The organism is Marinobacter sp. B-21, from assembly GCF_056857895.1.
The window spans coordinates 23701-48019 of sequence record NZ_JBSXNZ010000049.1; the positions used below are offsets into that span (position 1 = coordinate 23701).

27 protein-coding genes are annotated in these 24319 nt (G+C 58.5%); 22 read left to right on the forward strand and 5 right to left on the reverse strand.

Going from position 1 to position 24319, the window contains the following annotated elements; all coding sequences use genetic code 11:
- Nucleotides 1-24 precede the first annotated feature (24 nt).
- From nrdR to AC13C0_RS03400, 7 genes are all read left to right on the forward strand, one after another.
- Nucleotides 25-543 (forward strand): transcriptional regulator NrdR, encoded by a 519-nt coding sequence (gene nrdR / locus AC13C0_RS03370; RefSeq protein WP_117619561.1) that lies wholly within the window; start codon nucleotides 25-27, stop codon nucleotides 541-543.
- Entirely contained in the window at nucleotides 540-1655 is a 1116-nt protein-coding gene (gene ribD, locus AC13C0_RS03375; RefSeq protein ID WP_117619562.1) for a bifunctional diaminohydroxyphosphoribosylaminopyrimidine deaminase/5-amino-6-(5-phosphoribosylamino)uracil reductase RibD, read from the forward strand. The genes nrdR and ribD overlap by 4 nt, the downstream gene beginning before the upstream one ends.
- A 64-nt stretch (nucleotides 1656-1719) precedes the next feature.
- Nucleotides 1720-2835, forward strand: a complete 1116-nt coding sequence (gene ribBA, locus AC13C0_RS03380) for a bifunctional 3,4-dihydroxy-2-butanone-4-phosphate synthase/GTP cyclohydrolase II (RefSeq protein WP_117619563.1) — start codon at nucleotides 1720-1722, stop codon at nucleotides 2833-2835.
- A gap of 47 nt (nucleotides 2836-2882) precedes the next feature.
- On the forward strand, nucleotides 2883-3359 hold the full coding sequence (gene ribH, locus AC13C0_RS03385; protein WP_117619564.1) for a 6,7-dimethyl-8-ribityllumazine synthase: 477 nt from the start codon (nucleotides 2883-2885) through the stop codon (nucleotides 3357-3359).
- Nucleotides 3359-3841, forward strand: a complete 483-nt coding sequence (gene nusB / locus AC13C0_RS03390; RefSeq protein WP_117619565.1) for a transcription antitermination factor NusB — start codon at nucleotides 3359-3361, stop codon at nucleotides 3839-3841. Before ribH ends, nusB begins: the two co-directional genes overlap by 1 nt.
- A 3-nt stretch (nucleotides 3842-3844) precedes the next feature.
- Nucleotides 3845-4792, forward strand: coding sequence for a thiamine-phosphate kinase (thiL, locus tag AC13C0_RS03395; RefSeq protein WP_117619566.1), 948 nt, complete (start codon nucleotides 3845-3847; stop codon nucleotides 4790-4792).
- On the forward strand, nucleotides 4789-5316 hold the full coding sequence (locus AC13C0_RS03400; protein WP_117619567.1) for a phosphatidylglycerophosphatase A family protein: 528 nt from the start codon (nucleotides 4789-4791) through the stop codon (nucleotides 5314-5316). Before thiL ends, AC13C0_RS03400 begins: the two co-directional genes overlap by 4 nt.
- Nucleotides 5317-5338: 22 nt before the next feature.
- Here AC13C0_RS03400 and AC13C0_RS03405 read toward each other — a convergent pair whose 3' ends face one another.
- Nucleotides 5339-5542: a DUF6316 family protein gene (locus AC13C0_RS03405; RefSeq protein WP_099619836.1), complete on the reverse strand. Its 204-nt coding sequence runs from the start codon at nucleotides 5540-5542 to the stop codon at nucleotides 5339-5341.
- A 50-nt stretch (nucleotides 5543-5592) separates the two neighbouring features.
- On the opposite strand from AC13C0_RS03405, the gene AC13C0_RS03410 reads away from it, so the two are divergent.
- Nucleotides 5593-5814 (forward strand): hypothetical protein, encoded by a 222-nt coding sequence (locus tag AC13C0_RS03410; protein WP_482953963.1) that lies wholly within the window; start codon nucleotides 5593-5595, stop codon nucleotides 5812-5814.
- The gene (locus AC13C0_RS03415; RefSeq protein ID WP_117619569.1) at nucleotides 5811-6506 is read left to right on the forward strand and encodes a DUF2057 family protein; all 696 of its coding nucleotides are present in this window, start codon (nucleotides 5811-5813) and stop codon (nucleotides 6504-6506) included. The genes AC13C0_RS03410 and AC13C0_RS03415 overlap by 4 nt, the downstream gene beginning before the upstream one ends.
- A 35-nt stretch (nucleotides 6507-6541) precedes the next feature.
- Here the strand turns inward: AC13C0_RS03415 and AC13C0_RS03420 are convergent, their stop codons facing one another.
- Nucleotides 6542-8071, reverse strand: a complete 1530-nt coding sequence (locus AC13C0_RS03420; protein WP_482953964.1) for a WS/DGAT/MGAT family O-acyltransferase — start codon at nucleotides 8069-8071, stop codon at nucleotides 6542-6544.
- Nucleotides 8071-8988, reverse strand: a complete 918-nt coding sequence (locus AC13C0_RS03425) for a LysR family transcriptional regulator (protein ID WP_482953965.1) — start codon at nucleotides 8986-8988, stop codon at nucleotides 8071-8073. The genes AC13C0_RS03420 and AC13C0_RS03425 overlap by 1 nt, the downstream gene beginning before the upstream one ends.
- Before the next feature lie 305 nt (nucleotides 8989-9293).
- Between AC13C0_RS03425 and AC13C0_RS03430 the strand changes: the two genes are divergently transcribed.
- On the forward strand, nucleotides 9294-10280 hold the full coding sequence (locus AC13C0_RS03430; protein WP_341581391.1) for a glutathione S-transferase family protein: 987 nt from the start codon (nucleotides 9294-9296) through the stop codon (nucleotides 10278-10280).
- A 55-nt stretch (nucleotides 10281-10335) separates the two neighbouring features.
- Here AC13C0_RS03430 and ispB read toward each other — a convergent pair whose 3' ends face one another.
- Nucleotides 10336-11304 carry an octaprenyl diphosphate synthase gene (gene ispB / locus AC13C0_RS03435; RefSeq protein WP_117619573.1) on the reverse strand — a complete coding sequence of 323 codons (969 nt, stop codon included), beginning with the start codon at nucleotides 11302-11304 and terminating at the stop codon, nucleotides 10336-10338.
- Between the two features lie 294 nt (nucleotides 11305-11598).
- On the opposite strand from ispB, the gene rplU reads away from it, so the two are divergent.
- From rplU to proB, 4 genes are all read left to right on the forward strand, one after another.
- Nucleotides 11599-11910: a 50S ribosomal protein L21 gene (gene rplU, locus AC13C0_RS03440; RefSeq protein WP_027831003.1), complete on the forward strand. Its 312-nt coding sequence runs from the start codon at nucleotides 11599-11601 to the stop codon at nucleotides 11908-11910.
- A gap of 36 nt (nucleotides 11911-11946) precedes the next feature.
- Complete coding sequence (gene rpmA, locus AC13C0_RS03445; protein WP_088829262.1) at nucleotides 11947-12207, forward strand: 50S ribosomal protein L27; 261 nt, start codon at nucleotides 11947-11949, stop codon at nucleotides 12205-12207.
- Nucleotides 12208-12351: 144 nt separating this feature from the next.
- Nucleotides 12352-13545 carry an Obg family GTPase CgtA gene (gene cgtA, locus AC13C0_RS03450; RefSeq protein WP_117619574.1) on the forward strand — a complete coding sequence of 398 codons (1194 nt, stop codon included), beginning with the start codon at nucleotides 12352-12354 and terminating at the stop codon, nucleotides 13543-13545.
- Between the two features lie 35 nt (nucleotides 13546-13580).
- On the forward strand, nucleotides 13581-14705 hold the full coding sequence (gene proB / locus AC13C0_RS03455) for a glutamate 5-kinase (protein WP_117619575.1): 1125 nt from the start codon (nucleotides 13581-13583) through the stop codon (nucleotides 14703-14705).
- Between the two features lie 76 nt (nucleotides 14706-14781).
- Here proB and rpsT read toward each other — a convergent pair whose 3' ends face one another.
- Nucleotides 14782-15051, reverse strand: a complete 270-nt coding sequence (gene rpsT / locus AC13C0_RS03460) for a 30S ribosomal protein S20 (RefSeq protein WP_117619576.1) — start codon at nucleotides 15049-15051, stop codon at nucleotides 14782-14784.
- A 211-nt stretch (nucleotides 15052-15262) separates the two neighbouring features.
- Between rpsT and murJ the strand changes: the two genes are divergently transcribed.
- From murJ to pilV, 8 genes are all read left to right on the forward strand, one after another.
- The gene (murJ, locus tag AC13C0_RS03465; protein ID WP_117619577.1) at nucleotides 15263-16843 is read left to right on the forward strand and encodes a murein biosynthesis integral membrane protein MurJ; all 1581 of its coding nucleotides are present in this window, start codon (nucleotides 15263-15265) and stop codon (nucleotides 16841-16843) included.
- 83 nt (nucleotides 16844-16926) lie between these two features.
- Nucleotides 16927-17898, forward strand: a complete 972-nt coding sequence (ribF, locus tag AC13C0_RS03470; RefSeq protein ID WP_341581392.1) for a bifunctional riboflavin kinase/FAD synthetase — start codon at nucleotides 16927-16929, stop codon at nucleotides 17896-17898.
- Between the two features lie 73 nt (nucleotides 17899-17971).
- Nucleotides 17972-20791: an isoleucine--tRNA ligase gene (gene ileS / locus AC13C0_RS03475; RefSeq protein ID WP_341581393.1), complete on the forward strand. Its 2820-nt coding sequence runs from the start codon at nucleotides 17972-17974 to the stop codon at nucleotides 20789-20791.
- Nucleotides 20791-21315 (forward strand): signal peptidase II, encoded by a 525-nt coding sequence (gene lspA, locus AC13C0_RS03480; protein ID WP_117619580.1) that lies wholly within the window; start codon nucleotides 20791-20793, stop codon nucleotides 21313-21315. The genes ileS and lspA overlap by 1 nt, the downstream gene beginning before the upstream one ends.
- A 5-nt stretch (nucleotides 21316-21320) precedes the next feature.
- On the forward strand, nucleotides 21321-21773 hold the full coding sequence (gene fkpB, locus AC13C0_RS03485) for an FKBP-type peptidyl-prolyl cis-trans isomerase (RefSeq protein ID WP_117619581.1): 453 nt from the start codon (nucleotides 21321-21323) through the stop codon (nucleotides 21771-21773).
- A 188-nt stretch (nucleotides 21774-21961) separates the two neighbouring features.
- A complete protein-coding gene (gene ispH / locus AC13C0_RS03490; protein WP_341581394.1) occupies nucleotides 21962-22915 on the forward strand; it encodes a 4-hydroxy-3-methylbut-2-enyl diphosphate reductase in 954 nt (317 codons plus the stop codon).
- 235 nt (nucleotides 22916-23150) lie between these two features.
- Nucleotides 23151-23753, forward strand: coding sequence for a GspH/FimT family pseudopilin (locus tag AC13C0_RS03495; protein ID WP_117619583.1), 603 nt, complete (start codon nucleotides 23151-23153; stop codon nucleotides 23751-23753).
- Nucleotides 23754-23763: 10 nt separating this feature from the next.
- Complete coding sequence (gene pilV / locus AC13C0_RS03500) at nucleotides 23764-24318, forward strand: type IV pilus modification protein PilV (protein WP_227539330.1); 555 nt, start codon at nucleotides 23764-23766, stop codon at nucleotides 24316-24318.
- The last annotated feature ends 1 nt before the right edge of the window (nucleotide 24319 follow it).

Sequence of the window (24319 nt, forward strand, 5' to 3'; positions counted from 1 at the left end):
GCTTCCTCTCCGGAGCTCCTGACTATGCATTGTCCCTTCTGTGGTGAAGCAGATACCAAGGTGATTGATTCCCGGCTGGTGGCCGAGGGCGATCAGGTGCGTCGCCGCAGGGAATGCCTGTCGTGCCGTGAGCGTTTCACCACTTTTGAGTCTGCCGAGCTGGTGATGCCGCGGGTGGTGAAGCAGGACGGCACCCGGCAACCTTTTGATGAGGAAAAGCTGCGCTCGGGGTTGATGAAGGCACTGGAGAAGCGGCCAGTCAGCATTGAGCAGATCGATGCCGCCCTGAACCGCATCAAGTACCGTTTGCGGGCGACCGGTGAAAGGGAAGTGAAATCGATGCAGCTGGGTGAGGAGGTAATGACCGAGTTGCGGCAACTGGACAAAGTGGCCTATGTCCGTTTCGCGTCGGTGTATCGCAGCTTCCAGGATATCAACGAGTTTAAGGAAGAAATCGAGCGCCTGTCTGCCAGCAATGGAGATACAGCCGTTGATGTTGCCAAGGCACTGGCAGATAACCGCTCTGCAGAAGGAAAAGCATGATCGAAAACCGCGACAGGGCCATGATGGCCCGGGCTGTCCAGCTTGCCTGGCGCGGTCGGTACTCGACGCACCCCAACCCCAGGGTGGGCTGCGTCATCGCCCGGGGCGATCTGGTGCTCGGGGAGGGCTGGCATGAGCGTGCCGGCGAAGCCCATGCCGAAATCCGTGCGCTGAGCCAGGCTGGCCCGGATGCCCGGGGTGCCACGGCTTATGTGACTCTGGAGCCCTGCAGCCATTTCGGCCGCACACCGCCCTGCGCCAGGGCTCTGATCGACGCCGGAGTGGCCCATGTCTATGCGGCGACAAAGGACCCGAATCCTTCGGTGTCCGGGCGTGGACTGGATATGCTTCGGAAAGCCGGGGTCCGGGTTACTGAAGGCCTGCTGGCGGATGAAGCCATCCGCCTGAATCCGGGTTTCATGAAGCGCATGAACACCGGTCGTCCCTGGGTGCGTCTGAAAATGGCGGCCAGTCTGGATGGCCGCACGGCAATGGCCTCCGGCGAGAGCCAGTGGATAACCGGCAGCGATGCCCGCCGGGATGTGCAGCGTCTCAGGGCCATCAGCGATGCCATCCTCACGGGTGTCGGTACCGTTCTGGTGGACGATCCATCGTTGACTGTTCGCCGTGAAGAGCTGGGCGATATCGGTGACGCCACGGAGCCATCGAGGCAGCCCCTGAGAGTGATCGCCGACCGGGATGCGCGGACGCCCTGTTCGGCGAAGATCCTGCAGGGTGGCAATGTGCAGGTGTTCTGTGCGTCGTCAACTCTGGCGACGACACCGGCCCAGGATCTGGCGGCACTGGGCATCAGTCTCACCGGGGTGGCCTGGAAGGACAACGGCATTGATCTGGCCGAACTGCTGGATTCTCTCGGGGAACTCGGCATCAATGAGCTGCTGGTCGAAGCGGGCCCCACACTGGCAGGCACGTTCATCAGCGAAGGCCTGGTAGACGAACTCTGGCTCTATCAGGCGCCGGTTTTCCTCGGTAGTACGGGACGTCCGACCGCGCGCCTGCTGCTGGAAACCATGGCAGATAAAGTACAATGGAAGGTGCTGGACCGACGTCAGCTAGGGGAGGATCAGCGCCTGATTCTCGCTCGCCGGTAATCCATACATTCAGGAGGTTTCATCAGCAGATGGCTGCCGGAACTCCGCAAGGGTGCAAAACCATATGGCACTGAACAGCATTGAAGACATCATTGAAGATATCCGTCAGGGCAAGATGGTCATACTGATGGATGACGAGGATCGCGAGAATGAGGGCGATCTCGTGATGGCCGCCGAGCATTGCACGGCTGAAGCCATCAACTTCATGGCCCGTTTTGGCCGCGGCCTCATCTGCATGCCCATGACCCGGGATCGCTGTGAGCAGTTAGGTCTTCCGTTGATGGTCCAGCAGAACGCGTCCGGTTTCGGTACCAAGTTTACTCTGTCCATTGAAGCGGCCGTGGGTGTGACTACCGGTATTTCTGCCGCAGACCGTGCCCGCACGGTTCAGGCGGCGGTAGACCGCAACGCGAAGGCGAGTGACCTGGTTCAGCCCGGCCATATCTTTCCGCTGATGTCCGATCCGGGTGGTGTTCTGAGTCGCGCCGGCCATACCGAAGCGTCCTGCGATCTTGCCGGACTGGCTGGTTGCGAGCCGGCGGGTGTGATCTGCGAGATCATGAACGACGATGGCTCCATGGCCCGCAGGGAAGACCTGGAACGATTTGCCGAAGAACATGATCTCAAGATTGGTACCATTGCCGACCTGATTCACTACCGCACCATGAACGAGCGCACCGTTGAGTGTGTGGAAGAGAACGACCTGGACACCGAATACGGTGTCTTCAGCCTTCGTACTTACCGTGACAATATCCAGGGTGCGACTCACCTGGCTATGGTGAAGGGGAGTATTTCCCAGGAAGAGCCGGCTCTTGTACGTGTACACATCACCGACACCTTGCGGGACCTTCTGGGTGCCCGCCGCAAGGATTCACGAAGCTGGCCTCTGCACCACGCCCTTGAAAAAGTGGCAACCGAGGGCAGGGGTGTGGTTGTTCTGCTGAACAGCGCCGAAGACAGCTATAACCTGGAAGACCGCATCCACGAATTTTTTGATGAAGGGCAAGGGTCCTCCGGCAAGGGCAGCTCCGGTGTTTATTTCACCGTGGGCACCGGTTCCCAGATTCTCCGGGACATCGGTGTGGGCAAGATGCGTCTGCTGAGCCCGCCGATCAAGTTCTCGGCCATTTCCGGTTTTGATCTGGAAGTTGTTGAGTACGTTCCCTATACCCCTGAATGATAAACCCGGTCGTGGCATTGGTGCCGCGACACGTGAAGGAGCCATCGATGGCGGATATCAGAGTAATTGAAGGTGATTTTACCGAGTGCACCGGGCGTTATGCGCTGGTGGTAGGCCGTTTTAACGGTTTTGTTGTTGAAAGCCTGGTTGAAGGCGCGCTGGATACCCTGCGCCGCCACGGGATCTCCGATGATGATGTCACCATTGTGCGGGTGCCTGGCGCCTATGAGATGCCACTGGCCGTCAAGCGTGTTGCCGAAACCGGCGAGTACGATGCCATCATTGCGCTGGGTGCCGTCATTCGTGGCGGCACCCCGCATTTCGAATACGTTGCCGGTGAAGCGTCAAGCGGTATCGGCGCGGTAAGCCTTGATACAGACGTACCGGTGACCTTTGGTGTGCTGACGGTGGATTCCATCGAACAGGCTATCGAGCGTTCGGGCACCAAGGCTGGTAACAAGGGCGCCGAAGCGGCCATCACGGCCCTTGAAATGGTCAGCCTGTTCAGGAAACTGGGTGAGTAATGAGCGAAACTGAAGGTACATCACCGCAGCCGGCACCGGCCGGCCAGCCGAAAGCCGGTGATCGACGCCGCGCCAGGGCTCTGGCCATGCAGGGGCTTTATCAGCGCCACTTCAGCAAGACGGCCATTTCCGACATTGAGGCCGAGTTCATGGTTGACAATGACACGAGCAAGGTTGATCTGCTGTACTTCCGCGACCTGCTCCGTGGTGTACACCGGGAGCAGGGCGAACTGGACAAGCTGATTGAGCCGTTCCTGGATCGCCCGATCAATGAGGTGGATCCGGTGGAGCTGGCCATTGTCCGGCTTGGTGCCTATGAACTGAAGCATCGTCTTGATGTGCCCTACAAGGTGGTTATTAACGAAGGCATTGAAATGGCCAAGCGCTTTGGTGGCACCGAGGGCCATAAATTCGTCAACAGCATCCTCGACAAGCTGAGCGGCCGACTCCGGCTTGCCGAGACACGCTCCCGTGCCCGCTAGCTGATGGGCGAGTTCGAGCTGATTCGGCGTTATTTTTTGCCGCTCGCCAGGCAGCAGACAGCCCGGTCCCTGATTCTGGGGCCGGGGGATGACTGCGCAATTCAGCATATTCCCGCGGGCCGGGATCTCGTCTTCTCCATGGATACCCTGGTTGAGGGTGTCCACTTTCCCAGGAATTATCGCCCGGATTACCTTGGCTGGCGTGCTTTGGCCGTAGCGGCAAGTGATTTGGCCGCCATGGGGGCCGATCCGGAGTGCTTTACCCTTGCACTGACCATGCCTGCTGCAGACGAACAATGGCTTGCAGGTTTTGCCGGCGGGCTCAGAAGTGCCAGCAATGCGTTCGGGATGGCGCTGGCCGGCGGTGATACAACCTCCGGTCCGCTTACTCTGACTCTTCAGGTGCACGGAACCGTTGAGCATGGAGCCGCCATTCGGCGCGCGGGTGCCCGGCCTGGTGACCTTGTCGCGGTCTCCGGAACGCTTGGAGACGCCGGTGCGGCGCTGGACTACCTTGACGAGGCGAGCCCTTCGCCAGACGTTACAGCCCTGCTGGATCGTTATCATTCACCGCGGCCCAGGCTGGCACTTGGCAGCGCTGTCCGTGGCATTGCGAGTGCCGCTGTTGATATTTCTGACGGCCTGCTTGCGGACCTTGGGCATATTCTTGAGGCCTCTGACGTCGGGGCGAGCATCGACAGTGCCCGACTGCCGGTATCACCGCATCTGAAGCGCCTGAAAGGCGATGCGGCGCTGGATTATGCGCTGCGGTCCGGGGATGACTATGAGTTGTGCCTGACCATCCCCGCAGAGTGCTGGAGAAACGCCCCGGACGCGGTCCGGAAAAAACTGTCGGTGATTGGTACGGTTGAATCCCCGCCCGGGTTGATTCTCGATGGTAAGCCGTGTGGTGCAGATGCCGGGTTCGATCATTTCAGGAGCAGACCATGAGCCAGAAAGATGAGGCGTCCGAACCGGAAATTCCCGAAGTTCTCCTGCCTCCGGGATTCCTGCGTAATCCGGTCCATTTGCTGGCCTTCGGTTTTGGTAGCGGTGCAACGGCACGGGCTCCCGGAACATGGGGAAGTCTCGCGGCAATTCCTCTCTGGTATGGCTTCGCCTGGTTACCACCGATAGCCTACTGGCTGGTGGTGTTGCTGGCTTTTGTCGTGGGTATCTGGCTGTGCGGAAAAACCGCTGAGGACCTCAAGGTCCACGATCACGGGGGCATTGTCTGGGATGAATTTGTCGGGATGTGGATCGCCCTGGGACTGTTTCCGGATACCATTTACGGCGTATTGGGCGCTTTTCTGCTTTTCCGTCTTTTTGACATCGCAAAACCATGGCCCATCGGGTGGCTGGACGAACGAATGCCCGGTGGGCTTGGTATCATGGTGGACGATGTGCTGGCGGGGGTTATGGCTCTGGTCTGCCTTTGGGCAGTTGACCGCTGGCTGATCCCGGTAATGATTTAGGGGGCCTCAATGAGGCTCCCTGTTAATGAAGTTGCTGTTCTTCGGGTAACAACCGGACAACATGTAAAAATCGCTTTAAGCCAGTCTCGGCTCGTTCCCGTGACGCAAACGGGCCACTGTCAAACCCTTCCCGGGTAGTGAAGTACCATTTGCTCCCCACACAAAAGAATCGACTGCTGCGAAAGGGAACCGGCCCTTGTTCTCCGGTTCTGCATTGGGTATCCATGGTGTCTCCTGTGCCCGCTTTTCTGTTCTGCTTTTTCGGGCGCCGCGTTAATGTCTGCCGATCTGTTTAAAATTAATCCAATTCAGGACGAATTCAACATTTTTTTACATTTTTACGGGGTGCGTCTCAAACGGGATCAGAGACCGCGGCTCGGGACAGGCCAGCAAAGCTATGCCATTGCCTTGCCCTTGTCAGATGCACTGGTCAAAATGCTACGGGTCCGGCGCGAGCCTGAATCTGTTTTGTTCCTCATAGCCAAGGAGATTAAATGAGCATTTGTCACGTTAACCGTGGTTTCAAATCGGCGATGAAAGGCTGGCATAAACACGCCGTTAGCCTTCGCGCCGGGCTGGCAGCATTGCTTGCGTTGTCATTGGTGGGCTGTGCCTCCCCGGTAAGTAGGGTAGAGACCTGGGACGGCAATCCAGAGGCAGCGACGAACGCCGCGACACTGAAAACACCGGGTGAAATTCGGGTTACCCGGGTGAATGGCCGCACCACGGGCAACTTCCTAATGAACGACCTGGCGCTGGACTATGCTTTGCTGCCCGGTGAAAACGAGGTTGTTTTCGTCTACAAAACCATTTGGGCAAAGAGCGGGGTGGTCAGAAACGAGGAATCGAAAGTTCACGTTATCGAAAGCAAGCCTCAGGAGGCCCGCTTCGAAGCCATCGCTGGCGAGACTTACCGCTTTGAATTCAAGCAACCGGATTCCCGGCAGGAAGCAGAACGGATGATGCCGGAGTTTTCTGCAACGATTGTGTCCTCGGCGGGGGATTCAGTGGCAAGCTCGACCGAATGGAATCCCGCTGAAGCAAGCAGGGTAGCCCGGACTCCCATCCCTGAATCCCCGTCTGAGGGCGCTTCCGCGAATGATGTTAATGCCCTCGACCAGCTTAAGGCGGTTTGGGCAACGGCAAGCGACGAGGAGAAAAAAGCGTTTCTCCGTTGGGCGTTTGAATAATCTCTGATCCTGCGCCCGCCGTTTCCGGGCCGTGTTCAGCCCCGGAAACGGCTCAAGGCTTTCTTCAGAAGTCCCTCCAGCGCCGTCATCACATCGTCCGCCAGGGTCTGGGTTGAACTTGCGGGAATTGGCCCGTGGCCGTCGTCTGCCCCGAGCCGGTGTATCGCCTCCTCAATCGCATCAAGGCTTTCGGCGACATGGGCCTGCAATGAATCCCCGTTTGCGACCACGTCCGGACAGGTGGTGAAGTTCAGTGTCAGCCTGCCTTCATAGCTTACCGCCACTATCACCAGCCCCATGCTGTCGAACAGCGGCGCCGTGTTGTACTGCTGAACCAGACGCGCTCCCTGCAGATATAGCGGTACCTGGGGGCCCGGAACGTTGGTGATCGGCAGATTGAATACCGGCTGATAACGCTGGGCAATCTGCAACTCCGAGTAAAGTCTGGCGGACAGGGCCAGCATGGTTGACGGTAAAAGTTCCGTTAGCCGGTCGGCGGCTATGGCCTCACGGTAGGGCTCCGAGGCGACTGCGTTCCAATGAATCCGGCGAATCCGTTGCGCAGGGTTTGGCTCGTTGGTGGCGAGATCCAGCAGCATGGCGGACATCTGGTTTCCGGTCGCCCTGCGCAAGCTGTTTGAGCGAACAGAAATTGGAGTCATTGCCACCAGGGATTTGCCGGCGTCCGAGCCCTCGCTGATCAGGTACCGTCTTAGGGCCTCGGCGCACAAACCGAGAACCACGTCATTCAGGGTGACGTCCCCAAGGGACGCCTTCACCGTTTTCAGGCGAGACAGCTCAACACTGGCCGCGATAATTTGCCGGTTCGCGGTTATCTGCCGGTTAAACGGGCTATGGGGGGCAGAGAACAGCGGCAGTGGCAGAGGCAGTTTGCGTAACTGCTTCTGAATCAACCCCCGTGCGGTGGCTTCGGCGGCATTGACGGCGAGCGAGGTGAATTGCAGTGGTGTTCGAAGGATATTTGCGCCTGCCTGCAACATGACCCGCTCTTCCGAAGGTTCTGGTCGGGGGTGCCAGGGCCGGGGTGGTGTAATCGAGCGAGGCTCCGGAGTGTACTCGAGTAACTTTCCGATGATTTCTTCGCCGCTGAAGGCATCGATAGCCGCATGGTGTAACTTCACGATCAGCGCAAAGCCCGCACTGCCGGCATCCTCCTCATCCAGCTTGAAACCGTCCACGAACGTTATGTGCCAAAGAGGACGGTCTCTTTTCAGGGGTTCCTCCAGAATCTTGGAGGCCAGTTTCATAAGGCTGGCTTTGCGACCATGTTCGCCGAGATTGACGTAGGCGAGGTGGCGCTCGATGCTGAAGTTCGGGTCGTCGATCCAGTAGGGGCGGCCCAGGCGCAGGGGGATTTCCTTGAGACGCTGACGGAACACCGGCACCACGTGGAGCCGGCTGCGAAGGTAGGCAACAAATGTACTGAAGGCCAGTGGTGTTTCTCGTTCGCTGGCATCAAAGAGATAGATCCCGCCAATATGCATCGGGGTCGTTTCCGATTCCAGGTACAGGAACGAGGCATCCAGTTCCGACAGCTGCCGCATCAGAGAACTCCCTCGGGCGTTGGTTTTACAACTTCTTCCCGGCTGAGCCGGTCCCAGAACCACATAAGGGCCTTGCCCTGGTCTTCAGCATGTCTGGCAAGATGCAGCATGATGGGCTGCCGGGGCTCGTGCACCTGCTTGGAGATCAGGCTACCGTCTTTCAGCTGTTGGCTGATTCTTGCCCTGGGTAGCCACCCGACGCCGAGACCTGCGGCCTGAATCGCAATTTTCTGGTCGATGTTGGCGACGGTCAGGGTTCGTTGCCGGCGAAAAATGCCGGCATGTCCCGGTGGCAGCGAACGCGAGGTATCAGCCGCCACGGCTGCCGGGTACCGGGAGATATCCTCCTCTGAGAGAGGCTCTTCGGCACTTGCCAGCGGGTGATTGGGGCCGACAGCAAACACGAAAGGCATTTCACCAAGGGCTCTGGTTGTGAAGTTTCCCGACGGTTTGCTGAAATTGTCCGCGCCGATGATCAGGTCGACCCGGCGACTTTGCAGGGCGTCCCAGGTGCCGGCAAACACTTCTTCCACGATTTGCACATCGACCGGCACTCCGAGTTCATGGAATTCCCGGATGGCCGGGAACAGGCATTGTGCCGGCAGCAATGAGTTGAATCCGATCTTTAATCTGGTTTCCCAGCCCTGGGCCACCTGACGGGTTGTGTGGGCAAGGTTTTCTGCCGCCTCCAGCAGGGTGCGGCCTTCTTCCAGGAGGTAATGACCCGCCGGGGTCAGCCTGGCGCGGTGGCCGGTGCGGTCGTAGATGGCAACGTTCAGGTCTTCTTCCAGTTTTTGCACGGTGTAGCTTATGGCCGAGGGTACCCGGAAGAGTTCGCCGGCGGCGCCGGCAAAACTGCCTTTGCGGTCAATGGCGTCAAGGACTTTGAGGGCGTCTATGGTGATGGCTGTGTGCATGTTCGAATTATCTGAGGTTGTTGGCCAGAAATGCTTGTTTGAGAGGGTAGCAGGGTCGCCGGTATTCTTCCTTCAAATTATCAGGCTTTGGAGGGCAGGTAACAGGGCCGCTGTCAGTTTTGGGGGCAGCGGGTATTGGAGAAGGCCTTTGCAAACACGCCGTGAACCCTTCCCTGGGGGCTCGGCATTGCCATCCTTGGCAATGCACGGTTTGCAAAGGCCTTCTCCAATACCCTTGGCAGACTTTTTGCCGGCGCCCCCTTGTTACAGGGGCCACACTTTCAAGGTTTTTCATCGGAGGGTTTATGGGGCTTTTGATTGACGGCAAATGGCATGACCAGTGGTATGACACCGATAAGACCGGTGGCAAGTTTGAGCGGGAGGCGGCGCGGTTTCGGAACTGGGTGACCGCAGACGGCTTGCCGGGGCCGGATGGTGAAGGTGGTTTCAAGGCTGAGTCCGGTCGCTACCATCTTTATGTGTCCATGGCGTGCCCGTGGGCGCATCGGACGCTGATTTTCCGGAAGCTGAAGGGGCTGGAGAAGCATATTTCAGTGTCTGTTGTGCACCCGGATATGGTAGAGAATGGCTGGGAGTTCCGGCCTGACAGTGAGCAGCACCGGGATTACTTGCATGGCTTCCGTTTCATGCATGAGGTCTACACCAGAGCTGCGCCTGAGTATTCCGGGCGGGTGACGGTGCCGACGCTGTGGGATAAAGAAAAACAGACGATTGCGAGTAACGAATCCGCCGAGATTATCCGGATGTTCAATTCGGCCTTCGATGGGCTGGAGGGTGTTCGCTCGGACCGGAACTTCTATCCCGAGGAACTGCAGGGGGAAATTGATGAGGTCAATGCCCGGGTCTATGACACAGTCAATAACGGTGTCTACAAGGCGGGTTTTGCTACCGCTCAGGATAAATACGAGCAAGCCTACGACGCTCTTTTCGAGTCGCTGGACTGGCTGGAGGATCGGTTGTCTGGCCAGCGGTATCTGGTGGGTAGCCAGTTAACTGAGGCGGACTGGCGGCTGTTTACCACGCTGATTAGATTTGATGCGGTGTATTACAGCCATTTCAAATGCAATCGCCAGCGGATCAGTGATTTTCCGGCGCTTTCTGCCTACGTGCGGGATTTGTATCAGGAGCCCGGCGTGGCCGAAACCGTGGATATCGGGCAGATCAAACGTCATTACTACGTGAGCCAGCGGACCATCAACCCGACCCAGATTGTGCCGGTGGGGCCGGCGTTGAACTTTGACGAGCCTCATGGGCGCGAGCGCCTGAGTTGAAATCGGGGTCAGATGAAATTTTCATCTGACCCCATTTTCAGACCCCATTTTTACGTCAACTCACCCGGGCCACCGCGACGTCGGTCAGCAGCTCCATGGCTTCTTTGTGGTCTGAGGCCGGCAGGGTTGTCAGGCAGGCTTTGGCCAGGTCCGCCTGTTCCCGGGCCTTGGTCATGGTGTATTCAATGGCGCCTGAGCGCTCAACAATTTCGAGAATCCTGGGCAGGTCGTCCAGCCCGCCTTTGCGAATGGCCTGGCGGATCAACTGGCGCTCATTTTCCGTGCCGTGTGCCATGGCGTAAATCAGGGGCAGGGTGGTCTTGCCTTCGGCAAGGTCGTCGCCCACATTTTTGCCCATGGCTTCGGCATCGCCCCGGTAATCCAGGACATCGTCCACCAGCTGGAACGCCAGGCCCAGATGCTTGCCGTAGTCCTTCAGGCCCCGTTCCTGGTCGTCACCGGCCCCGGCGAGCAGGGCGCCGGTGTGGGACGCGGCTTCAAACAGCATGGCGGTCTTGTTGTGAATGACCTTCATGTACTGGTCTTCGGTCAGGTCCGGATTTTTCACGTTCATCAGTTGCATGACTTCGCCTTCGGCGATCACGGCCGTGGCGTGGGACAAAACCTCCATGATAGGCAGGCTTTTGAGCTCCACCATCATCTCGAAGGCCCGGGCGTAGAGGAAATCACCTACCAGCACGCTCGGGGCATTACCCCAGCGTGCATTGGCCGTGCTCCGGCCCCGCCGCATGTCGGAGGTGTCCACCACATCGTCATGGAGTAGGGTGGCGGTGTGCAGGAATTCGATGACAGCCGCCAGTTTCAGGTGGTCGCTTTTGTCGTAGCCCGCAGCCTGGCTGGAAAGCAAAACCAGTAAGGGTCTCAGCCGCTTACCGCCGCTTTCGATGATGTACTGGGCGATTTTTTCCACCAGGGGAACGTCTGAGGAAAGCCGCTGGATGATCAGGTCATTGACGCGGCTGAAGTCGTCGGCCACGGTGTCGTGAATGCGCTGGGCTGTCATGCGGCTTGTGGATCCCTTGCTGGTGTTGTCGTCGTTGCGTTCGCTGATAATAAAGGCAGGTCGCGGCAATGCTAGGTATTGCAGGTTGAGGTGTCAACGTTAAGTCGGCGAAGTCGGGGTCAGAAGAAAGCTTTCTTCTGACCCTATGTTCAACTTGCTTAGCATGGCGTCTTCTCGTACAATCACGCGCCCAACTCATCCCAACCTGCGCTCCCTGCTATAGGGTCGCCAGAGCGCTTCCCTTAGAACCAGGTGGATAAGAGCAGGGATGGGTCAATCGCGGAGAACGAGTAAATGTACGCAGTTATTGTCAGCGGTGGTAAGCAGCACCGTGTAAAAGAAGGCGAAACCCTGAAGCTGGAAAAGCTGGAAGTTGAAACCGGCGGTAACGTTGAGTTTGATCGCGTTCTGCTGATCGCCGATGGTGACAAGGTTCAGGTTGGTGCGCCGGTTGTTGATGGTGCCAAAGTGACTGCGGAAGTGGTTAGCCACGGCCGTCACGACAAGATTCAGATCATCAAGTTCCGTCGTCGTAAGCATTCCATGAAGCGTCAGGGCCACCGTCAGTGGTTTACTGAAGTAAAGATCACGGGTATCCAGGGCTGAGGCTCTCGAATTACCCCCTAGAGAAGGAGGCTGGTAATGGCTCATAAAAAAGCAGCAGGTAGTACCCGTAACGGTCGCGATTCCGAGTCGAAACGACTTGGTGTGAAGCGCTTTGGCGGTGAGACTGTTTCTGCAGGCAGCATCATCATTCGTCAGCGTGGCACCCGTTTCCACGCTGGTAGCAACGTTGGCATTGGCAAGGATCACACCCTGTTTGCGAAAGCAGACGGCCAGGTGAAGTTCGAAGTCAAAGGCCCGCAGAGCCGTAAGTTCGTGAGTATCGTTCCGGCTGCGTAAGCAGCGGCGATCCGGTTCTGTCGAACCTTGGGTGGCGCTGATATCCTGATATCATCAGGTGTTCAGAGCCATCCGGAGCCCCGCAAAGCTTCCTTGAGGCTGCGGGGCTTTTTAGTTTATGCGCATCGCGCAAAGGGTTGATTCATGAAATTCGTAGACGAAGCCACCATCATTGTGGAAGCCGGCAAGGGCGGTCACGGCTGCCTGAGCTTCCGGCGTGAAAAATACGTTCCCAAGGGCGGCCCCGACGGTGGCGACGGGGGCGATGGTGGTTCCGTGTATCTGGAAGCAGACGAGTCGCTCAATACATTGATTGACTACCGTTTCCAGCGTAAACACAAAGCCCGGAATGGTGAGCCAGGCTCCGGCCGCAACTGCACCGGTACCAAGGGTGAGGATCTTGTCCTGCCAGTGCCGGTGGGCACCACGGTTGTGGATATGGACACCCATGAGGTGCTCGGGGACCTGACCCATGCAGGGCAGCGTCTGAAGGTTGCCCAGTGCGGTTTTCATGGCCTTGGCAATACCCGCTTCAAGTCCTCGGTTAACCGTGCGCCCCGGCAGACCACCAAAGGCTCTGAAGGCGAGCTGCGCAACCTTCGGCTGGAGCTGAAGGTGTTGGCGGATGTCGGGCTGCTGGGTATGCCCAATGCCGGTAAGTCCACCTTTATCCGTTCGGTGTCGGCGGCCCGCCCGAAAGTGGCGGATTACCCCTTTACCACACTGGTGCCTAACCTCGGGGTCGTCAGTGTGCAGGCGCATCAGAGTTTTGTCATTGCCGACATCCCCGGCCTGATCGAGGGCGCAGCCGAGGGCGCCGGGCTCGGTATCCGGTTCCTCAAGCACCTGGTCCGCACCCGGCTTTTGCTGCACCTTGTGGATGTTGCGCCTTACGACGGATCTTCGCCGGCGGATGCCGTCCGGGCGATTGAGCATGAGCTTGAGAAGTTCAGTGAGACTCTTGCCAATCGGCCCAGATGGCTGGTGCTGAACAAGGTGGATATGGTGGCTGAGGAAGACCGCGATGCCCATTGCCAGGCCATCGTTGATGAGCTTGGCTGGGAAGGGCCGGTGTTCCGGATTTCCGCGCTTAGTGGTGAGGGCACCAGGCCGCTGGTTCAGGCGGTTATGCGCTGGATTGAAGAGCAGGCCGAAGAAGAGGCCCAGAATCCCGAGGTCGCTGAGCGGGAAGCCCGTCGCCGTCGACAGATGGATGAAGAGGCCCGGGTCCGTATCGAGGCGGAGCGTCAGGCTCGCCGTGCTGCCCGCGAGGACGACGATGACGATGACTTCGACGATGATGACTACGACGTCGAAGTGGTTTACGCGCCCGAGTAAAGCAGGATTAACACCAGGGAGACCGCTCAAGCACCATGACTGAACGCCTACAGTTGCGCCAGGCCCGCCGCCTGGTTATCAAGATCGGAAGCGCCCTGCTGACCAACGATGGCAGGGGGCTGGATGTGGCTGCTCTGGGCTTGTGGGTGGATCAGATTGCAGAGCTGGTCGAAGAAGGGGTGGAAGTGGTCGTGGTCTCCTCCGGTTCGGTGGCTGAGGGGATGAGCCGTCTTGGCTGGACAGTGAGGCCGGAGCAGTTGCACGAACTCCAGGCCGCCGCCGCGGTTGGGCAAATGGGATTGGTTCAGACCTGGGAGGCCCAGTTCAAGCGGCATGATATCCACACTGCCCAGATTCTCCTCACTCACGATGACCTCTCGGACCGCAAGCGATACCTCAACGGCCGAAGCACGCTCAGGGCGCTGCTCGACTTTGGCGTAGTGCCGATCGTCAACGAAAACGACACGGTGGTGACCGACGAGATTCGGTTCGGTGACAACGATACCCTTGGCGCACTGGTCGCTAACCTGATTGAGGCGGACGGCCTGATTATCCTGACTGATCAGCTTGGTCTGTTTGACAAGGATCCCAGGAAGAACGCCAATGCCCGGCTGGTCACTGAGCGCAAGGCTGGTGATCATGAGCTGGATGCCATGGCCGGAGGCGGGGCCGGTGTGCTGGGGCGGGGTGGCATGATGACCAAATTGCGTGCGGCTCGCCTGGCCGCCCGGTCTGGTGCGTTTACCGTTATTGTTGGTGGTCGTATCGAGGGGGTGATCGGCCGGCTGCGCCAAGGCGACGTGATTGGCACCCTGCTGCTCCCGGAGCAGGGCCGGATCGCTGCCCGCAAGCAGTGGCTGGCCAGCCATTTACAGACCCGGGGCAAGTTGACCCTGGATGACGGTGCGGTGAAGGTGGTGTGTCTCGGCGGGCGCAGCCTGCTTCCGGTGGGCGTAAAGGGTGTGGTCGGGCAGTTTCGCCGTGGCGAAATGGTGTCCTGCGTTGATCAGGCTGGCAAGGAGATTGCCCGGGGGCTTGTGAATTACGATGCCGACGAGGCCAGGGCGATCGCCGGTCGATCCAGTGACCGGATTGCCGAGGTTCTGGGCTACAGTTCCGGCGAGGAAATGATACACCGGGATAACCTCGTTATAGTGTAATGCTTGTTTCTGATAACTGAAGCATAAAAAAACCGGCCAACTGGCCGGTTTTTTTATGCTTCTGAAGTCGGGCGACTTACGCGCTCTTCAGAGACTTGATCTTGGCGCTCAGGCGGCTCTTGTGACGAGCAACCTTGTTCTTCGCGAAGATACCCTTGTTGACCATGCTGTCCAGAATCGGCTGGGCCTGCTGGAAAGCAGCCTGGGCTTCTTCGTAGTTGCCGGCCTCAATCTTGGACTGGATCTTCTTCATGTAAGTACGAGCCATGGAACGCAGGCTTGCATTGTGCTTGCGGTTCTTCTCGTTCTGACGTGCGCGCTTCTTGGCTTGCGGGGTATTTGCCACCGTAAAACTCCTGAAAATCTCAAATTCGTTGCTGAATGATTCGTTACATCGCGGGCGCGCCAAAACCAGCGCGTCGAAATAAATGACGCGGAACTATGCCGCTCAAACCTCGAAATGTCAAGGCCAAAACCCATTTCATGCCCTGACACAGAAGGCCTGTGGTAAACTCGCGGCCACTTGTCTATTTCCACAATGCCAGACCAGAGCCCGCATGTCTTCGGAACCTGAATCATCTCCTGAGCAAAAGCAATTGCCTAAAGCGCCTGGCCTGCTCAGGTCGTCGGGACTTGTGGGCATTATGACCATGCTGTCCCGGGTGCTTGGCCTGGTCCGGGACATGGTGATTGCCCGCTATTTTGGCGCCGGTGCCGGGGCGGATGCTTTTTTTGTCGCCTTCAAGATTCCCAACTTTCTGCGCCGGCTGTTTGCCGAGGGCGCTTTTTCCCAGGCCTTCGTTCCAGTGTTGTCGTCCTACCGGGAAAATCAGTCCCACTCCGACGTGCAGCGGCTGGTCAATGCTGTGGCCGGTTCACTGGGTCTGGTGTTGCTGGGTGTAACACTGGTGGCGATCCTGGGAGCGCCGGTGTTGACGGCAGTTTTTGCGCCGGGGTTTCTTGATGATGACGTGAAGTTTGCCCTGACCAGCGAGATGCTGCGCATCACCTTCCCCTATTTATTGCTGATCTCCCTGACCGCCTTTGCCGGCGGCATACTGAACAGCTACGACCGGTTCGCTGTGCCGGCGTTTACCCCGGTTCTTCTGAACCTGGCCATGATTGCGGCGGCGATCTGGCTGACGCCGCTGATGGACGAGCCGGTGATGGCGCTGGCCTGGGGGGTGTTCATTGCCGGTGCCCTGCAGTTGTTCTTCCAGCTGCCTTTTCTGATGCGCCTCGGCCTGTTGCCCAGGCCTCGAGTCGATTATCGCCACGAAGGTGTCAGCCGGATTCTTAAATTGATGGCGCCCGCCCTGTTCGGGGTATCGGTCAGCCAGATCAATCTGCTGCTTGATACCGTGCTGGCTTCCTTTCTTCAGACCGGCAGTGTCTCCTGGTTGTATTACTCCGACCGGCTTGCGGAACTGCCTCTTGGTGTTTTTGGCATTGCCATTGCCACGGTGATTCTTCCAAGCCTGTCCCGCAAGCATGCGGCGGCATCGGCTGACCAGTTTGCGGCCACCCTGGACTGGGCAGTCCGTGCGGTCCTGTTGATTGGTTTGCCGGCGGCGCTGGCCCTCGTCTTGCTGGCGGAGCCGCTGATTGCCACCCTGTTTCACTACGGCGAAGTGGCCGACCGGGATGTGGCCATGTCGGCCCAGAGCCTGCGGGCCTATTCCGCGGGGTTGCTTGCGTTCATGCTAATTAAAGTGCTGGCTCCGGGTTTCTTTGCCCGCGAGGACACTAAAACGCCGGTCAAGATCGGTGTTATCGCCATGGTGGCGAACATGGTGTTCAACCTGATACTGATTTTTCCGCTGGCGCATGCCGGACTGGCATTGGCAACCTCCCTGTCGGCCTGGCTGAATGGATATCTGCTGTGGCGAGGGTTGCGCAAGGAAGGAGCCTGGCAGAGCCAGCCCGGCTGGCCCCGTTTCCTGCTGCAGGTTCTATTCGCCAATGGTGCGTTGGCTGCCGTTATTTTGTGGCTCAAGGCGCCGGTGGCAGTGTGGCTGGCAAACGGCGGTTATCAGCGGGCGGCGGATATGGCGATATTGGTGGGTGCCGGTGTGGCCATTTACTTTGTTGCCCTGGCGCTGGCCGGGGTTCGGGTAAGACATTTCCGCCAGAGGTAAGGTATAATCGCGCGTTTTCTCACCAGCGTTGCGGTAACAAGGGTAGCGCTGAAAGCTAGCTGGCAATTGAAGGTTCGCATTACATGCGTCTGATCCGGGGCCTGACCAACCTGAAAAAGCTGTCCCGGCGGGAGGATTCTCCACTCGCCAACGGGTGTGTCGCCACCATCGGTAATTTTGACGGTGTGCATCTGGGCCACAAGACCATTATTGATCAGGTCAGGAGCAAGGCCGAAGCCCTTGGCGTGCCTTCCATGGTCATGATTTTCGAGCCCCAGCCCCGGGAGTTTTTCCAGGGTAGCGAGGCGCCGCCAAGGTTGATGGGGTTCCGGCAGAAATTTGAGGCCCTGTTGGCCGAGGGCATCGATATCGTGCTGTGCCTGCGCTTCAATCAGGCCTTCCGCAGTTACTCTGCCATGGGCTTTATCGAAGACATCCTGATTCAGGGGCTGGCCGTCCGGCACCTGGTGGTGGGGGACGATTTCCGCTTTGGCTGCGACCGGGCCGGGGATTTCGCCCTTCTAAAGAAAGTAGGCAAGGATGCAGGGTTCACGGTTGAGAATACCCGCACGGTAACGGTTGATGGCGAGCGGGTGAGCAGCACCCGTGTGCGGGAACTGCTCACGGTGAACGGCCTGGAGCAGGCAGAGGCGCTGCTCGGACATCCATACCGCATCCGGGGCAGGGTGGTATATGGCAGGCAACTGGGGCGCCAGATCGGGGCGCCAACGGCGAACATCCTGTTGCACCGGCTACCAGCGCTGCAAGGGGTGTATGTGGTGGCGGCCACACTGGACGATGGCGCCGTGTACGATGGCGTTGCCAACATAGGCCTGCGGCCGACCGTGGATGGCAAGCAGCCGTCCCTGGAAGTGCACCTGTTTGACTTTGCTGGCACACTTTATGGCCAGCACCTGGAAGTCGTGTTCCGCCACGGCCTGCGGGACGAGGAAAAGTTCGCTTCCGTGGATGAACTGAAAGAACAGATTACCCGGGATTTCGAGCACGCCCGTGCGTGGATTTCGGAGCACGGCACTGTAAAAAGCGCGCATTGAAACGCCCGGCTGCGCCCCAACGAATAAAAGACTGACCAACACTGACCAAGACCAAAAGAGTACGCACACAAACATGAGCGACTACAAGCACACCCTGAATCTGCCGGAAACCGCCTTTCCCATGCGCGGTAACCTGGCCAGGCGCGAGCCGGAAATGCTCAAGCGCTGGCAGGATCTCGACGTCTACGGCAACCTGCGCAAGCAGCGTGAGGGGCGGAACAAGTTCATTCTCCACGATGGTCCTCCCTACGCCAACGGCAGCATTCACATAGGTCATGCGGTCAACAAGATTCTCAAGGACATGATCGTCAAGTCTCAAGGCTTCATGGGCTACGACGCGCCCTATGTGCCGGGTTGGGACTGCCATGGCCTGCCCATCGAACACAAGGTGGAGCAGGAGATCGGCAAGGCAGGCGTGAAGGTGGATTACAAGACCTTCCGCCAAGCCTGCCGTGACTATGCCACCAAACAGATCGCCGGTCAGAAGGAAGACTTCATTCGCCTGGGTGTGATGGGTGAGTGGGACAAGCCCTATCTGACCATGGATCCCAAGGTGGAAGCCGGGATCGTTCGCGCCCTGGGCAAGATCGTAGCCAAAGGTCACCTGGTTCGTGGCTATAAGCCGGTTTACTGGAGTGTGGTGGGTCAGTCCGCACTGGCAGAGGCCGAAGTTGAGTACCAGGACAAAACCTCTACCCAGATTGACGTCCGCTTCACCGCCGTTGATCAGCCAAAAGCGCTCTCACTGTTTGGCACTGATAGGGGCGAAGGCGATGTGTCTGTCGTCATCTGGACCACCACCCCCTGGACCATTCCGGCCAACCAGGCCGTGTCCGTGAATGCCGAGCTGGACTATACGCTGGTCCAGACCGACGTCGGGCAGGGGCCGGAGCGCATGATCCTGGCTGCCGAGATGGTGGAAGGCGTCATGGCCCGCTGGCAGGTGGAAGACTATGAAGTGCTGGCGACCTGTTCCGGCGCCGCACTGGAGCACCTGGTGCTCCAGCATCCGATTTACGACAAGCAGGTGCCGGTCATCCTGGGGGAGCACGTATCCACCGACGCCGGTACCGGTGCTGTCCATACCGCGCCGGATCACGGTATGGAAGACTTTGAAGTAGGCAAGGCCTACAACATCGGCACCATCAACCTGGTTCAGGCCGACGGCACCTACACCTCGGCGGCCGGTGAACTGGCTGGCGTGCACGTTTACAAGGCCGATGAGCCGGTTTGCGGCGCGCTTGAGCGCGAAGGCAAGCTGGTCCGTTCGGAGAAGTTCCGTCACAGCTACCCGCACTGCTGGCGCACCAAGACCCCGCTGATCTACCGGGCGACTCCCCAGTGGTTTATCAGCATGGACAAGGAACACCTCCGCGCCGACGCTCTGGAAGCGATCAAGGGCGTGCGCTGGGTGCCCTCCTGGGGCAAGAATCGCATCGAAGCCATGTTCAACCAGTCTCCGGACTGGTGCATCTCCCGGCAGCGCACCTGGGGCGTACCCATCACCCTGTTTATCCACAAGGAGACACAGGAACTGCATCCGGACACCCAGAACCTGATCGAGAAGGTGGCCCAGCAGATTGAGGAGGGCGGTATCGACGCCTGGTACGAGCTGGATGCGTCCGCGCTGCTGGGCAGCGATGCCGAGCAGTACGAGAAGGTGACCGATACCCTCGATGTCTGGTTCGACTCCGGCGTGACCCACGAATCGGTGCTGCGGGTTCGCGAGGAACTGGGCCAGTTCCCGGCGGATATGTACCTGGAAGGTTCAGATCAGCACCGTGGCTGGTTCCAGTCGTCCCTGAAAACCTCCATCGCCATGAACGGTGTGGCGCCTTACAAGCAGGTTCTGACCCACGGCTTTACCGTCGATGGTAAGGGCCACAAGATGTCCAAATCCCTGGGTAACGTGATCGCGCCCCAGGAAGTCATGAACGAGCTGGGTGCTGACATCCTGCGGCTGTGGGTGGCGGCGACGGACTACAGCGGTGAAATGACCGTCTCGAAGGACATCCTGCGCCAGACCGCCGATGGTTACCGCCGGATCCGGAACACCTCCCGCTTCCTGCTGAGCAACCTGACCGGTTTCGATCCGGAACAGCACATGGTGGCACCGGAGGACATGATCGCCCTGGACCGCTGGATGGTGGATCGTGCCCTGCAGTTGCAAGAAGAGCTCCATGAGGATTACGGCAACTATGCCTTCCTGCGGATCTACCAGAAGGTCTACAACTTCTGCGAGGCGACCCTGGGCGGCTTTTACCTCGATATCATCAAGGACCGCCAGTACACCACCCAGGCCGACAGCCTGGCCCGTCGCTCCTGCCAGACGGCTCTCTATCACGTAGCCGAGGCCCTGGTTCGCTGGATTGCCCCGATCCTGAGCTTCACCGCCGATGAAATCTGGCAGCACCTGCCGGGCAAGCGGGGCGATACCGTATTCTACGAAACCTGGTACGAAGGCCTGACCGCACTGCCGGAAAACGCCGAGCTTGGTCGCGACTACTGGCGCGAGATCTACAGCGTCAAGGAAGCCGTCAACAAACGGCTGGAGGAGGCCCGGGCGCGTGGAGAGATCAAGGGCTCCCTGAGTGCGGAAGTCACCCTTTACTGCGAAGGTGATCTGGCGGCAGAGCTCAAACACCTTGGTGAGGAACTGCGTTTCGTCCTGATCACGTCTGAGGCCACCGTGAAGCCGGTCTCCGAGGCGGGCGACGCCGAGATGACTTCCCACGAAGGCCTCCGGGTGAAGGTGACTCCGGCTACCCACACCAAGTGCGAGCGTTGCTGGCATCACCGGGAAGATGTCGGCCGTAACGCCAGGTACGAGGACCTCTGTGGTCGTTGCGTGACCAACGTGGAAGGGCCCGGTGAAGCCCGCGCTTACGCCTGATGGACGCTGCCATGCCTGAACAGGTCGCCGGAAGCAAACTCAAGTGGCTGTGGCTGGCGGTGCTTGTGATCATCCTCGATCTCGGCACCAAGGCCATGGCCACGGCCATGCTGACCTACGGCGATCCGGTTCCGGTCATCCCCATGTTCAACCTGACCCTGCTCCACAATACCGGCGCCGCGTTCAGCTTCCTGGCCGAAGCCGCGGGCTGGCAACGCTGGTTTTTCGTAACCCTGGCCCTGGTGGTCAGTGTTGTGCTGATCTACTGGCTGAAAAACCTGAAGCGCCATGAAACCTGGACCGCCGTTGCCATCGTGCTCATACTCGGTGGCGCCCTGGGTAATGTCTACGACCGGGTGGTGCACGGCTATGTCGTCGACTTCCTGCATTTGTACTGGCAGGACTGGCACTTTCCCGCCTTTAACCTGGCCGACACCGCCATCACCATCGGTGCTGCCATGATGATTCTCGATATGTTCCGCAAACCCACCGATTCTGGTGGGGATGCTGAAAGGAGCGAGTAACTCTTATGAATGAACTGCCTGTCGACAAGGGTACCCGGGTCAAACTGCATTTCGCCCTGAAGTTTCCGGATGGTGAAGTGATCGATTCCACCTTTGAGAAAGAGCCGGCCACCCTCGAAATCGGCGATGAAAACCTGCCGGAGAATTTCGAAGCCTACCTGATGGGCATGAAGGCCGGCGACCGGGAAAGCTATCAAGTGCCCCCGGAAAAAGCCTTTGGTCAGCACAACCCCAACAACGTGCAGACGTTCAAGCGCCACGAGTTCAGCCCAGATATGGTGCTGGAGCCGGGCGTGATGATCTCCTTCGCGGATGCCCGCCAGAGCGAACTGCCGGGCGTTGTCAGCCGGGTGGAAGGCGATGAAGTGGAGGTGGATTTCAATCACCCCCTGGCAGGGCGTACACTGACCTTCGAAGTACAGATTATTGATGTGGAGCCCGCAGGGGCGACCCATTAAAAAGAAATAGCTGAGCGTCATACTCTGAACTAGCGGGGTGCGGGGAAGAACCTGCCGGGACTGTCTGCAGCATGGATGCTGCAGTCAAGCGTACAGGGACGTATTCACAGCGTGTCCCGGCAGGTTCTTCCCCGTAGCCCGCGGTCGCAATGCTCCAAAGTCCTTCGTCCGGAAATAGTGGCAAGATAATGCAAATCAGACTCGCAAACCCCCGTGGCTTCTGTGCCGGTGTTGACCGTGCCATCGAAATCGTCAATCGCGCCCTGGATGTCTTTGGCGCTCCGATCTACGTGCGTCACGAAGTCGTGCATAACAAATTCGTGGTGGACAACCTCCGCAACCGCGGCGCCATCTTCGTTGACGAACTGGACGAAGTCCCGGACGACAAGCTCGTCATCTTCAGCGCCCACGGCGTCTCCCAGGCGGTGCAGAACGAAGCTGCCCGCCGCGGCCTGAAAGTCTTCGACGCCACCTGCCCGCTGGTCACCAAGGTCCACCTGGAAGTGATGCGCTACAGCCGCGACGGCCGGGAATGCATCCTGATCGGCCACCATGGCCACCCGGAAGTGGAAGGCACTATGGGGCAATATGACCACCGCAATGGCGGTGACATCTACCTCGTGGAAAACGAGGAAGATGTGGCAAAGCTGGAAGTGACTGATCCCACAAAGCTCTCGTATGTCACCCAGACCACGCTGTCCATGGACGACACCGCCCGAGTCATCGACGCCCTGCGCGCCAAATTCCCCGAAATCCAGGGACCCCGCAAAGACGACATCTGCTACGCCACCCAGAACCGCCAGGACGCCGTGAAGCAGCTCGCCGGAGACTGTGACCTGATGCTGGTGGTTGGCTCCCCGAACAGTTCCAATTCCAACCGGTTGCGAGAATTGGCTGAGCGGATGGGTACGCCGGCCTACCTGATCGATGAGGCATCTCAGATTGATCCTGCCTGGCTTGAGGGAAAGACCTCAGTTGGCGTAACCGCTGGTGCCTCTGCGCCCGAAGTATTGGTGAACGATGTGATCAATCGCCTCAGGGAATTGGGGGGTGGTGTTCCGGAGGAAGTTGCCGGGCGTGAGGAGAATATTGTGTTTTCGATGCCCAAAGAGCTCAGGATTGATGTGGTAGAGGTTTCCTGACTTTTGCCCTCGTATGGCAGGTGAGCTTTGCCGGATGGGGCCTTGCTTCATTCGGGAAGCTTCCCAGACTTTCAATATCCTGCCCTATTTCCCCCCCCCTTTTTTTTGTGAACCGTTACACCTCACTTCTTAAGTAGCGACCGTTTATCATGCTAAGACTCCCGCTTATCGCAGGTGGGTGGTTTCGCACCCTGACTCAAAATAATCTGTAACCAATCAGAAATAGGGAAGAATTATGTCCGGATTCCAGCGAAGCTCTGGCTTTACGTTGCTTGAACTGATTATAACGATCGTCATTCTGGCAATCGTTGCATCGTTTGCAGTTCCGTCTTTTCGCGAGACCGTACTTAATAATCGGCTGACGTCTCAAATAAATGAAGCGTCCAGCCTTATGAGCTATGCCCGCAGTGAAGCATCCAAAATGCAGGATGGCGTGATTACTGTCTGCGCCAGTGCTGACAGCGCTTCATGCAGTGGTGCAAACACGTGGGAGACCGGCTGGATTGTGATGCGCGACCTTGACGGTGATCGCGTGCTCGATGCCGGAGACGACCAGCTCCTCCGGATCAGCCAGGCCCTAGAAGGTGGCAACACCATGAGAATCGCTGGCCTTACCAGTGGTGGAGGCTCATTTGTGCAGTTTTCAGGCAATGGCTTCCCGATTCCTCCGGGAATTGGTCTATCGGCTGCAGGCACGATTACAGTATGTGATTCCCGTGGTGCGGCGGCAGCTCGGGCAATTGTTGTCAGCGTGTCCGGTCAGACACGTCTGGCGCGAGATACCTCGGGTAACGGCGTACTGAACGATCACAACAACGCAAATATCACCTGTCCGTGAGAGTGGCGCAATGATGAAAACGTCGTTTATTCCGAAGCGCGGTGCCAACAGAAGCGAAATGAAAGGCATGAAAAGTCAGGGCTTTACGCTGATTGAAATTCTGGTGACCGTGTTCATCCTGGCGATAGGGCTTCTGGGCCTCGCCGGTTTGCTGGTCGACGGAATGCGAAACAATCAGGGTGCGTATTTGCGGACCCAGGCGAGCATTCTGGCCTATGACATGGCTGACCGCATACGGGCCAATCGGGCCCAGGCTGTAGGCGGTGGAGCCTATGACGGCTTCACGACCGTTGGCGCATCCACAAACCTCCCGGTTTGTGCGACGCAGAACGGCGGATGTTCGCCGGCGCAACAGGTAACGGTGGATTTGGCTCAGTGGGCGCGCCAGATTCAGGGAGTCGGAAGCGACATGACGCTCTTGCCTGGCGGGCAAGGCTCGATTCAGTTCGATGCCGGCACCGAGATGTTTACGATCTCTGTCCAGTGGGATGAAGTTGTCAGAGAAGGCGATGCTAACGAACAAATCGCCGGTGATAATTCCTTTTTCCTGAATTTCTCATTATGAG

Excerpts from the sequence above, each read along its gene's own strand:
- nrdR (WP_117619561.1), top strand. The coding sequence starts at position 25 with ATGCATTGTCCCTTCTGTGGTGAAGCAGATACCAAGGTGATTGATTCC.
- ribD (WP_117619562.1), top strand. The coding sequence starts at position 540 with ATGATCGAAAACCGCGACAGGGCCATGATGGCCCGGGCTGTCCAGCTT.
- ribBA (WP_117619563.1), top strand. The coding sequence starts at position 1,720 with ATGGCACTGAACAGCATTGAAGACATCATTGAAGATATCCGTCAGGGC.
- ribH (WP_117619564.1), top strand. The coding sequence starts at position 2,883 with ATGGCGGATATCAGAGTAATTGAAGGTGATTTTACCGAGTGCACCGGG.
- nusB (WP_117619565.1), top strand. The coding sequence starts at position 3,359 with ATGAGCGAAACTGAAGGTACATCACCGCAGCCGGCACCGGCCGGCCAG.
- thiL (WP_117619566.1), top strand. The coding sequence starts at position 3,845 with ATGGGCGAGTTCGAGCTGATTCGGCGTTATTTTTTGCCGCTCGCCAGG.
- AC13C0_RS03400 (WP_117619567.1), top strand. The coding sequence starts at position 4,789 with ATGAGCCAGAAAGATGAGGCGTCCGAACCGGAAATTCCCGAAGTTCTC.
- AC13C0_RS03405 (WP_099619836.1), bottom strand. The coding sequence starts at position 5,542 with ATGGATACCCAATGCAGAACCGGAGAACAAGGGCCGGTTCCCTTTCGC.
- AC13C0_RS03410 (WP_482953963.1), top strand. The coding sequence starts at position 5,593 with ATGTCTGCCGATCTGTTTAAAATTAATCCAATTCAGGACGAATTCAAC.
- AC13C0_RS03415 (WP_117619569.1), top strand. The coding sequence starts at position 5,811 with ATGAGCATTTGTCACGTTAACCGTGGTTTCAAATCGGCGATGAAAGGC.
- AC13C0_RS03420 (WP_482953964.1), bottom strand. The coding sequence starts at position 8,071 with ATGCGGCAGCTGTCGGAACTGGATGCCTCGTTCCTGTACCTGGAATCG.
- AC13C0_RS03425 (WP_482953965.1), bottom strand. The coding sequence starts at position 8,988 with ATGCACACAGCCATCACCATAGACGCCCTCAAAGTCCTTGACGCCATT.
- AC13C0_RS03430 (WP_341581391.1), top strand. The coding sequence starts at position 9,294 with ATGGGGCTTTTGATTGACGGCAAATGGCATGACCAGTGGTATGACACC.
- ispB (WP_117619573.1), bottom strand. The coding sequence starts at position 11,304 with ATGACAGCCCAGCGCATTCACGACACCGTGGCCGACGACTTCAGCCGC.
- rplU (WP_027831003.1), top strand. The coding sequence starts at position 11,599 with ATGTACGCAGTTATTGTCAGCGGTGGTAAGCAGCACCGTGTAAAAGAA.
- rpmA (WP_088829262.1), top strand. The coding sequence starts at position 11,947 with ATGGCTCATAAAAAAGCAGCAGGTAGTACCCGTAACGGTCGCGATTCC.
- cgtA (WP_117619574.1), top strand. The coding sequence starts at position 12,352 with ATGAAATTCGTAGACGAAGCCACCATCATTGTGGAAGCCGGCAAGGGC.
- proB (WP_117619575.1), top strand. The coding sequence starts at position 13,581 with ATGACTGAACGCCTACAGTTGCGCCAGGCCCGCCGCCTGGTTATCAAG.
- murJ (WP_117619577.1), top strand. The coding sequence starts at position 15,263 with ATGTCTTCGGAACCTGAATCATCTCCTGAGCAAAAGCAATTGCCTAAA.
- ribF (WP_341581392.1), top strand. The coding sequence starts at position 16,927 with ATGCGTCTGATCCGGGGCCTGACCAACCTGAAAAAGCTGTCCCGGCGG.
- ileS (WP_341581393.1), top strand. The coding sequence starts at position 17,972 with ATGAGCGACTACAAGCACACCCTGAATCTGCCGGAAACCGCCTTTCCC.
- lspA (WP_117619580.1), top strand. The coding sequence starts at position 20,791 with ATGGACGCTGCCATGCCTGAACAGGTCGCCGGAAGCAAACTCAAGTGG.
- fkpB (WP_117619581.1), top strand. The coding sequence starts at position 21,321 with ATGAATGAACTGCCTGTCGACAAGGGTACCCGGGTCAAACTGCATTTC.
- ispH (WP_341581394.1), top strand. The coding sequence starts at position 21,962 with ATGCAAATCAGACTCGCAAACCCCCGTGGCTTCTGTGCCGGTGTTGAC.
- AC13C0_RS03495 (WP_117619583.1), top strand. The coding sequence starts at position 23,151 with ATGTCCGGATTCCAGCGAAGCTCTGGCTTTACGTTGCTTGAACTGATT.
- pilV (WP_227539330.1), top strand. The coding sequence starts at position 23,764 with ATGATGAAAACGTCGTTTATTCCGAAGCGCGGTGCCAACAGAAGCGAA.